Source organism: Nocardioides sp. (assembly GCF_035703625.1).
Classification (GTDB): Bacteria; Actinomycetota; Actinomycetes; order Propionibacteriales; family Nocardioidaceae; genus Nocardioides.
On record NZ_DASSXS010000220.1, the window covers coordinates 1 to 7,817 of the forward strand.

Here is a 7,817-nt window from a genome sequence, read left to right on the forward strand (position 1 = left end):
GCGCCGCACCCGGCCGCGCCAGCCCCACCGCGCCGGACCGCGCTCGACCTGGTCGGCGCGACGGTCCAGGAAGTCGGTGGCGGTCATGAACCGGCGTACCTCGGGCTCGGCAGGCTCGGGCTCCGCGGGAGCCGGAGCCGGAGCCGGAGCCGGAGCCTCCGGCCTAGCCTCCTGGGCGGGTGGCGCCGCCTCCGGTGGTGGCGCCGGCTCGGCCGCCGGCGCGTCGGTCGCAGGGTGTGCCGCGGGCGGGGCCCCGGCAGCGGGTTCGGCAGCCGGCTCGGTGCCGGGCATCGGGTCGGTCAGGGGGTCGCCGTGGGGTGCCGGGGGCAGCGGAGCCTCGGGACGGAGCCGGGACGCGGTGTAGGAGGCCAGGTCGTCCGCGGTGTAGAGGCGTTCGCTGGTGTCGGGCTCCAGCCCGCCTCGGTGGGGGTGCTCCTGGGTCATCCGAGTTCCTCCGTATGCACATCGACACGGGCGCGCGGACACCGGGCACGGCGCACCCCTCACACCTTTACCTCACCACGACCGGGCTAAACCAGGTCGTCGAGGACGGTTTCGACCGCACGATGGTAGGTCGGGTAGGCGAAGTGCATGTGACGCAGCGTGGCGATCGGCACCTCCGCGTGCACGGCGGTGACCAGCATCGACAGGATCTCGCCCCCGGCCGGCCCCACCACCGTGGCGCCGACCAGCACTCCCCGGTCGCGGTCGGCGACCAGCTTGACGACCCCCTCCGCCTTGGCCAGCCAGCCGCGCGCCCCGAGGTCTCCGGTGGCCGTGGCCACCACGGTCCCGGCGTCGCGGGCCTGCGCCTCGGTGAGGCCGACGGACGCGACCTCCGGCTCGGTGAAGGTCACCCGGGCGACCGCCCGGTAGTCGGCCCACGGCCCGTCCTCGCCGAGGATGTCGCGGACGACGACGGCGGCCTGGTACATGGACACGTGGGTGAAGGCCCCCTTGCCGGTGATGTCTCCGACGGCCCAGAGCTTCTCCCCCGCGCGCATCCGCTCGTCGGTCTCCACCTGCCTGGCCCCCGGGTCCAGCCCCACCGCCTCGAGACCGATGTCGACCAGGTTGCCGCGCCGCCCGGCCGCGACGAGAAGCTTCTCCGCCTCGACCTCCTGGCCCTCGATCTTCAGCGTGAACGACCCGTCCGAGTGCGACACCGACTCGACCTTCGCCCCGGTCAGCACCTGGATCCCCTCACCGGCGAAGGCTCGCTCCAGCACCTCCGACGCCTCGGGCTCGTCCGCCGCCACCAGTCGGTCCAGCGCCTCGACCACGGTGACCCGGGCACCGAACCGCGAGAAGACCTGGGCGAGCTCGCACCCGATCGGCCCGCCGCCGACCACCACGACGGATCCCGGGATCTCGGCCAGCCGCACCACGTCCCGGTTGGTCCAGTACGGCGTGTCGGCCAGCCCGTCGATCGGGGGCACGGCGGGCTCGGTGCCGGTGTTGACCACCACGCCCCGGTCCGCGACGTAGGTCGTCCCGTCGACCTCGACCCGGCCGGGGCCGGTCAGCCGGCCGTGGCCACGCACGAACCGCGCCCCCGACTCCTCCAGCCGCTCGACCGCCGCGGCGTCGTTCCAGTCGTCGGTGGCCTCGTCCCGCACCCGGGCCGCCACCGCGGACCAGTCGGGCTGCACCTGGGCGGTGCCGCCGAAGTCGGGGACCCGGTGCACCTCGGCGATCTGGTGGGCGGCGGCGATCATCATCTTCGACGGCACGCAGCCGTAGTAGGGGCACTCCCCGCCCACCAGGCGGCTCTCGATCGCCACCACGTCCAGGCCCGCCCGCGCCAGCTTGATCGCGGCGTGCTCACCGCCGGGACCGAGTCCGAGCACCACCACGTCGACGTCACGTGTCGTCATATCGGTCACCCTCCGGGTCGTGGGGTCAGCGGGACAGGTGCCTGGCCCTCGCGAAGCAGAACAGCCCGTAGCAGATCACGCCCAGGCCGATGGCGCCCAGCATCACCGGACCGAACGGCTGCGCCAGCACCTGCTGGAGTGCCGCGTCCAGCCCACCTGACTTCTTCGGGTCATGGGTCATCGCGGCATAGACGAAGAGTCCGCCGACGAGCCCGACCGCGATCCCCTTGGCGACGTACCCGATCTTGCCGAGCAGGAGGTACGCCGACCCGGCGTCACCGGTCTTCCCCTCGGCCTTGAGGTGCTTGGCGTGCTTCTCGCTGAGACCGCGCCAGATCTGGGCGACGCCGTACCCGATGATGGCCAGCCCCAAGGCACCCACCAGCCAGACCCCGAACGGCAGCCTCATCAGCTGGGCCGAGTAGGTGTCGGTGCCGGACCCGCCGCCCTTGTCCCCGAGGGCCACGGAGAAGGCGCTGAGCGCGAGCGTGCCGTAGATGCCCATCTTCAGGACATCGGCAGCACGCTTGCGCCACAGGTCGGCACCGTCCGCGTCCCGGTGACCGGCGACCAGCTCGAGCAGCCGCCACAGCACCAGCAGCACCATGCCGATCGCGATCAGCCAGATCAGCACCAGGCCGAGGGTCTCCCCCGCGAGCTGGTGCAGGGCACCCTGGCTGCTGACCGTCCCGCTGTGGTCCCCCAGGGCCAGCTGGATGGCCAGCCACCCGATGAGCAGGTGGACGACGCCGTAGGCGACGAGCCCGACCCGGACGGCGTGGTCGACCCAGTCGCTCTGGTCGGCCTTGCGGCCGATCTGGTCGGAGAGGTCAGCCATGGAGGCTCGGCTTGCTGCGCAGGATCGTGCCGAGGATGCCGTTGACGAAGGCGGGCGACTCGTCGGTGGACAGGTCGCGGACCAGGGCGATCGCCTCGGTCACCGCGACCGCGTCGGGCACGTCGTCGGCCCACATCAACTCGAAGACGCCGAGCCGGAGCACGTTGCGGTCGACCGCCGGCATCCGGTCCAGGGTCCAGCCCTCCGAGTAGTCGGCCAGCAGCTCGTCGATCCGCGCGCGGTGCCCGGCGACGCCGCGCACCAGGTCGGCGGTGTAGTCGTTGGTCGGCCCCTCGCCGGCCGCGATGGCCCGGTCGAGGGCGGAGGTCGGCTCCTCACCGCGCAGCTCGGCGGCGTACAGGATGTCGAGGGCCCGCTTGCGGGCCTTGGAGCGAGCTCCCATCAGGCGTTCGTCCTCATGACTTCACGCGGCCGAGGTACGACGAGTCGCGGGTGTCGACCTTGACCTTCTCGCCCTGCCCGATGAAGAGCGGCACCTGGATCTGGTGGCCGGTCTCGAGCGTGGCGGGCTTGGTCCGGCCGGTCGCGCTGTCACCGGCGACGCCGGGCTCGGTGAACGTGATCTCCAGCTCGACCGACGCCGGCATCTCGAGGTAGAGGACGCGCCCCTCGTTGGTGGCGACGATCGCCTCCTGGTTCTCCAGGAGGAAGTTGCGCGCGTCCCCGACGATCTCGGGCTCGATCTCGAGCTGGTCGTAGGTTCCGGTGTCCATGAAGACGTACGACGTTCCGTCGTTGTAGAGGTACTGCATGGTCCGCTTGTCGACGTTGGCCACGTCGACCTTGACGTCCGCGTTGAAGGTCTTGTCGACGGTCTTGCCGGACTCGACGTTCTTGAGCTTCGTGCGGACCACGGCACCGCCCTTGCCGGGCTTGTGGTGCTGGAACCAGATGACCTGCCAGAGCTGGCCGTCGAGGTTGAGCACCATGCCGTTCTTCAGGTCGTTCGTCGTTGCCATGCGCGCGAGCCTATAGCGCCCGGGTCGGGACTCCCTATTCGCCATTTTGCCTACTCGAGGGCCCACACCACCTGGATCCGCACCTCGAGGTCGTCGCTGCCAGCCCGGATCGGAATCGCCTTGGCCCTGTCGGCGGCCTCGAGAACGCCGGTCAGTGCCAGCGACTGGGAACGTGGCTGCGCCGGGCGGCCGAGCTCGCGGATGCTCACCACCTCGCCGAGGGTCTGGCCGGTGGCGCCGGCGTACTGCTCGGCCTTGGCGCTGGCGGACTCGACCGCCGCGTCCCGTGCCTTCGCCAGCAGCGCATCCGCGTCGCCGACACCGAGCCGGATGCCGCCGACGCGTACGCCGTTGCCGCCCACCTCGACCGCGGCGGAGATGGCGGCACCGCCCTCGGCCAGCTCCTCGACCGTGACCTGGGCCCGCTGGGTCACCCGGTAGCCGATGAGGGTCGGCGGCGCGTAGGAGTGGTAGGCGTACTCCGGGTGCATCGACAGGCCGGTGGTCTGGACGTCCGACCTGTCCACACCGTGCTTCCCGAGCTCGGCGAGGACACGCCGCATGGTGGCGCTGGAGGCGGTCATCGCGTCGTCGAGGTCGGGCCGCCTCGCACCTGCGGTCAGCGTGAACGAGATCTGGTCGGGCACCGCGCTCGCCTCGCCGGTCCCGACCATGCTGACCACGCGCCGTTCGGTCGTGCCCTCCTGCGTCCCGGGCGTGGCGCTCGCCGGCGCCACCACCGCATCGCCCTGCGCGCCCAGCAGGTACGCCGTCACCAGCCCCAGCCCCACCAGCCCGGCCAGCAGGAGGCTGCGCACACTCACGGTCACGTCGCCACGCATGTCTACCTCTTCCCGCCTGTCGCCCCGGACCGTCCGGGGCACTCGTCAGGTGGGACGGGACCGGGCGCGCACGGGTTCCGTCGGCGCGCCCGGCGGAGGCGTCAGGTACGACGTGCGGTGACCAGCAGGTACTCCCAGCGCATGGTGCCGTCGTCGGCGCCGAAGCGGCGGGCGAGGTCGACCAGGTCCTGGTCGAGGGCCGCGACCCGCTCGGTGTCGAAGCCGAGGTTCCGGTAGACGGCGATGGTGGGCCCGTAGTTCTTCTTGAAGAAGTCGCGGAAGGCCTCGGCGTTGCCGAACCTGCCGATCCGCACCTCCTGGCGGCGGGCCTCGAGGTCGGTGACGTGGTCGCCGAACAGCTCACGGACGTGGTCCTCGTCGCCCCACAGCGGGGCCGGGCTGGCGCCCGGTGGCGGCGGCGGCGCGTACGGCTTCATGGTCGCGAACATCTGTCCGATGAAGCCCTCGGGCGTCCAGCTGATCAGCCCGATCGTCCCGCCGGGCCGGCAGACCCGCACCAGCTCGTCGGCACTGCGCTGGTGGTGTGGCGCGAACATCACGCCGACGCAGGAGATCACCGTGTCGAACTCGCTGTGGGCGAAGGGCAGCGCCTCCGCGTCGGCCTGCCGCCACTCCAGCTCGACCCCGGCCCTGTCTGCCGCTGCCCGCCCGGCGTCGAACAGCTCGGGCGTGAGGTCGCTCGCGACCACGCTGGCTCCGGCGAGCGCGGCCGGGATGGCGGCGTTGCCCGAACCGGCAGCGACGTCGAGGACGCGGTCACCCGCCGAGATCCCGCAGGCCGCGACGAGGGCCGGGCCGAGCTCGGGGATCACCTCGCTGGCGACGGCCGGGTAGTCGCCCAGCGCCCACATGCCGCGGTGCTTCTCCTTGAGCGCGCGATCCGCCTCGTCGATCTCGATCTGATTGGTCATGCCCGTTCACCCTCCCAGGTTCCGGCCTCCACCGGGCCGGGTTCCCGTCGACGGTAGGTGGGCATCCCCCCGGGCCACCAGACCCGACCGGGCTATTGCCCGTCGGCGGCGATCCGCTCGAGCGCGCGCCGGTACCCGTCGATGCCCTCCCCCGCGATCACCTCGACGGCATGCGGGGTCACCATCGAGGTGTGCCGGAACTCCTCGGGTCGTCGGGCCGGGTCGGAGATGTGCACCTCGACCATCGGCGCGGTCAGCTGGGCGCAGGCGTCGTACAGGGCGAGGGAGTAGTGGGTCCAGGCGCCGGCGTTGAGCACCACGGGGGTCTCGTCGTCGGCGGCCTCGTTGAGCCAGTCGATCATGTCGCCCTCGTGGTTGGTCTGCATCACCTCGACCTCCAGGTCGAGGGCGCTGCCCCACTCCTGGCAGAGCTCCACGAGCTGCCCGTGGGACTTGTCGCCGTAGATCTCGCGCTCCCGGCGGCCGAGGCGCCCCAGGTTGGGTCCGTTGATGACGAGCACCTTCCGCGTCATGCGCGGCCTCCCCTGATCCGGTCGTACGCCGCCCGGAGGTCGGCCTCTGAGGGTCCCGCGAGGATCGCCGGCACGGCGATGTCCTCGAGCACCACGAAGCGCAGCTGCGAGCCGCGTGCCTTCTTGTCCACCTTCATCACCTCGTGGAGAGTCTCGAAATCTGTTCGATCGTAGGTCGTCGGGAGGCCAGCCCGGTCCAGAACGGCGCGATGCCTCGCAACTGCCTCGGGAGCGAGTCGGCCGGCGATCGCCGCCAGCTCGGCGGCGTAGACGCAGCCGATGGCCACCGCTTCCCCGTGCCGGATGGCGTAACCCTCGGAGCGCTCGACGGCATGGGCCAGGGTGTGTCCGTAGTTGAGCACCTCGCGTCCCGGATGCCCGTCGGCGCCACCGGTCTCCCTCAGGTCGGAGGTCACGACCTCGACCTTGACCCGGATCGCGCGTTCCACGAGCTCACGCAGGACCGACGACCCGGGGGTCAGGGCCGAGGGGTCGTGCTGCTCGACGAGGTCGAGGATCGCGGGGTCGGCGACGAAGCCGCACTTGACCACCTCGCCCAGGCCGGCGACGAGCTCGTCGCGGGGCAGCCCGGCCAGGGTCTCCAGGTCGCACAGGACGCCCGCCGGCTCGTGGAACGCGCCGACCAGGTTCTTCCCCGCGTCTGTGTTGATGCCGGTCTTGCCGCCGACCGCCGCGTCGACCATGCCGAGGAGGGTGGTGGGCACGTGGACGACGCGGACGCCGCGCAGCCAGGTCGCGGCCACGAACCCACCGAGGTCGGTGGTGGCGCCACCCCCGACGGCCACGACCGCGTCGGAACGGGTGAACCCGGCCTCGCCGAGCCGCCTCCAGCAGTCGGCGGCGACCTCGGCGGTCTTCGCCGACTCACCATCGGGCACGGCCAGGTCGAGGACGTCGTAGCCGGCGAGGGCAGGCCGCAACGACTCGACCATCCCGGCCAGTCCCGCGGGGCGGACGACGGCCACCCGCTGCACGGCGTCGCCCAGCACGGCCGGCAGCCGGTGGCCGAGGCCGTGGCCCACCACGACGTCGTACGGCGACGCGCCGCCGACGTGCAGCACGGTGTCACTCATGCGCGGCCTCCCCCATCAGCTCCCTGACCTCCAGCGCCACGTCCTCGGGGGTGCGACCGTCGGTGTCGACCGTGTGGGTGGCCACCTGCTCGTAGATGGGGGTGCGCTCGTCGAGCAGCGCCTTGATCCGCCCGCGCACGTTGCCGAGCAGGAGCGGCCGGGCGGAGCCGAGCCCGACCCGCTTCACCGCGTCGGAGAGCCCCACGCGCAGGAAGACGACCGGGTGGCCGTGCAGGAGGTCGCGGGTCACCGGGTCGAGGACCGCTCCCCCGCCGAGCGCGAGGACGCCGTGGTGCTCGGCGAGCGCATCGCTCACCGCGGCCCGCTCGAGCTCGCGGAACCGCGCCTCTCCGGAGTCGACGAAGATGTCGGAGATCGTGCGCCCCTCGGCGGCCTCCACGTCGGCGTCGGTGTCCCGGGCCGCGACCCCCCAGGCCTCGGCGAGGAGCGCGGCCACGGTGGTCTTGCCGGCACCCATCGGTCCGACCAGGACGACGCGTGGGCTCATCGGGGTCCCCGCGGAAGTCTTTCGGGGTCCCTGCGGGAACGGGAGCGCAGCGAGCGTTCTCGTGGGGTGTCAAGCGTGAGCGCAGCGAGCGGTTCCGTGGGGTGAGTCATCTAGCGGAACCTCAGGGTGTCGAGGTAGCCCTCGGCGTTGCGCCGGGTCTCCTGCACCGAGTCGCCGCCGAACTTCTCCAGGACGGCGTCGGCGAGCACCAGG

General features: G+C 72.1%; 9 protein-coding genes and 1 pseudogene. All 10 read right to left on the reverse strand.

What is annotated here, in order from left to right:
* Nucleotides 1–444 (reverse strand): annotated as a pseudogene (locus VFN12_RS11205) (hypothetical protein); the annotation flags it as partial.
* A gap of 86 nt (nt 445–530) precedes the next feature.
* On the reverse strand, nt 531–1,877 hold the full coding sequence (locus VFN12_RS11210; RefSeq protein ID WP_325118764.1) for an NAD(P)/FAD-dependent oxidoreductase: 1,347 nt from the start codon (nt 1,875–1,877) through the stop codon (nt 531–533).
* 25 nt (nt 1,878–1,902) lie between these two features.
* Nucleotides 1,903–2,715, reverse strand: coding sequence for a DUF1206 domain-containing protein (locus tag VFN12_RS11215; protein ID WP_325118765.1), 813 nt, complete (start codon nt 2,713–2,715; stop codon nt 1,903–1,905).
* Complete coding sequence (nusB, locus tag VFN12_RS11220) at nt 2,708–3,118, reverse strand: transcription antitermination factor NusB (protein WP_325118766.1); 411 nt, start codon at nt 3,116–3,118, stop codon at nt 2,708–2,710. The genes VFN12_RS11215 and nusB overlap by 8 nt, the downstream gene beginning before the upstream one ends.
* Nucleotides 3,119–3,131: 13 nt before the next feature.
* Entirely contained in the window at nt 3,132–3,695 is a 564-nt protein-coding gene (gene efp, locus VFN12_RS11225; protein WP_325118767.1) for an elongation factor P, read from the reverse strand.
* 50 nt (nt 3,696–3,745) lie between these two features.
* Nucleotides 3,746–4,537, reverse strand: coding sequence for an SIMPL domain-containing protein (locus tag VFN12_RS11230; protein ID WP_325118768.1), 792 nt, complete (start codon nt 4,535–4,537; stop codon nt 3,746–3,748).
* Between the two features lie 101 nt (nt 4,538–4,638).
* Nucleotides 4,639–5,469: a class I SAM-dependent methyltransferase gene (locus VFN12_RS11235; RefSeq protein ID WP_325118769.1), complete on the reverse strand. Its 831-nt coding sequence runs from the start codon at nt 5,467–5,469 to the stop codon at nt 4,639–4,641.
* Between the two features lie 92 nt (nt 5,470–5,561).
* On the reverse strand, nt 5,562–6,002 hold the full coding sequence (locus tag VFN12_RS11240) for a type II 3-dehydroquinate dehydratase (protein ID WP_325118770.1): 441 nt from the start codon (nt 6,000–6,002) through the stop codon (nt 5,562–5,564).
* Nucleotides 5,999–7,096: a 3-dehydroquinate synthase gene (aroB, locus tag VFN12_RS11245; RefSeq protein WP_325118771.1), complete on the reverse strand. Its 1,098-nt coding sequence runs from the start codon at nt 7,094–7,096 to the stop codon at nt 5,999–6,001. The genes VFN12_RS11240 and aroB overlap by 4 nt, the downstream gene beginning before the upstream one ends.
* Nucleotides 7,089–7,604 (reverse strand): shikimate kinase, encoded by a 516-nt coding sequence (locus VFN12_RS11250; RefSeq protein ID WP_325118772.1) that lies wholly within the window; start codon nt 7,602–7,604, stop codon nt 7,089–7,091. The genes aroB and VFN12_RS11250 overlap by 8 nt, the downstream gene beginning before the upstream one ends.
* Between the last annotated feature and the right edge of the window lie 213 nt (nt 7,605–7,817).

Coding starts and splice junctions, on each gene's coding strand:
- VFN12_RS11210 (WP_325118764.1), bottom strand. CDS start 1,877: ATGACGACACGTGACGTCGACGTGGTGGTGCTCGGACTCGGTCCCGGC.
- VFN12_RS11215 (WP_325118765.1), bottom strand. CDS start 2,715: ATGGCTGACCTCTCCGACCAGATCGGCCGCAAGGCCGACCAGAGCGAC.
- nusB (WP_325118766.1), bottom strand. CDS start 3,118: ATGGGAGCTCGCTCCAAGGCCCGCAAGCGGGCCCTCGACATCCTGTAC.
- efp (WP_325118767.1), bottom strand. CDS start 3,695: ATGGCAACGACGAACGACCTGAAGAACGGCATGGTGCTCAACCTCGAC.
- VFN12_RS11230 (WP_325118768.1), bottom strand. CDS start 4,537: ATGCGTGGCGACGTGACCGTGAGTGTGCGCAGCCTCCTGCTGGCCGGG.
- VFN12_RS11235 (WP_325118769.1), bottom strand. CDS start 5,469: ATGACCAATCAGATCGAGATCGACGAGGCGGATCGCGCGCTCAAGGAG.
- VFN12_RS11240 (WP_325118770.1), bottom strand. CDS start 6,002: ATGACGCGGAAGGTGCTCGTCATCAACGGACCCAACCTGGGGCGCCTC.
- aroB (WP_325118771.1), bottom strand. CDS start 7,096: ATGAGTGACACCGTGCTGCACGTCGGCGGCGCGTCGCCGTACGACGTC.
- VFN12_RS11250 (WP_325118772.1), bottom strand. CDS start 7,604: ATGAGCCCACGCGTCGTCCTGGTCGGACCGATGGGTGCCGGCAAGACC.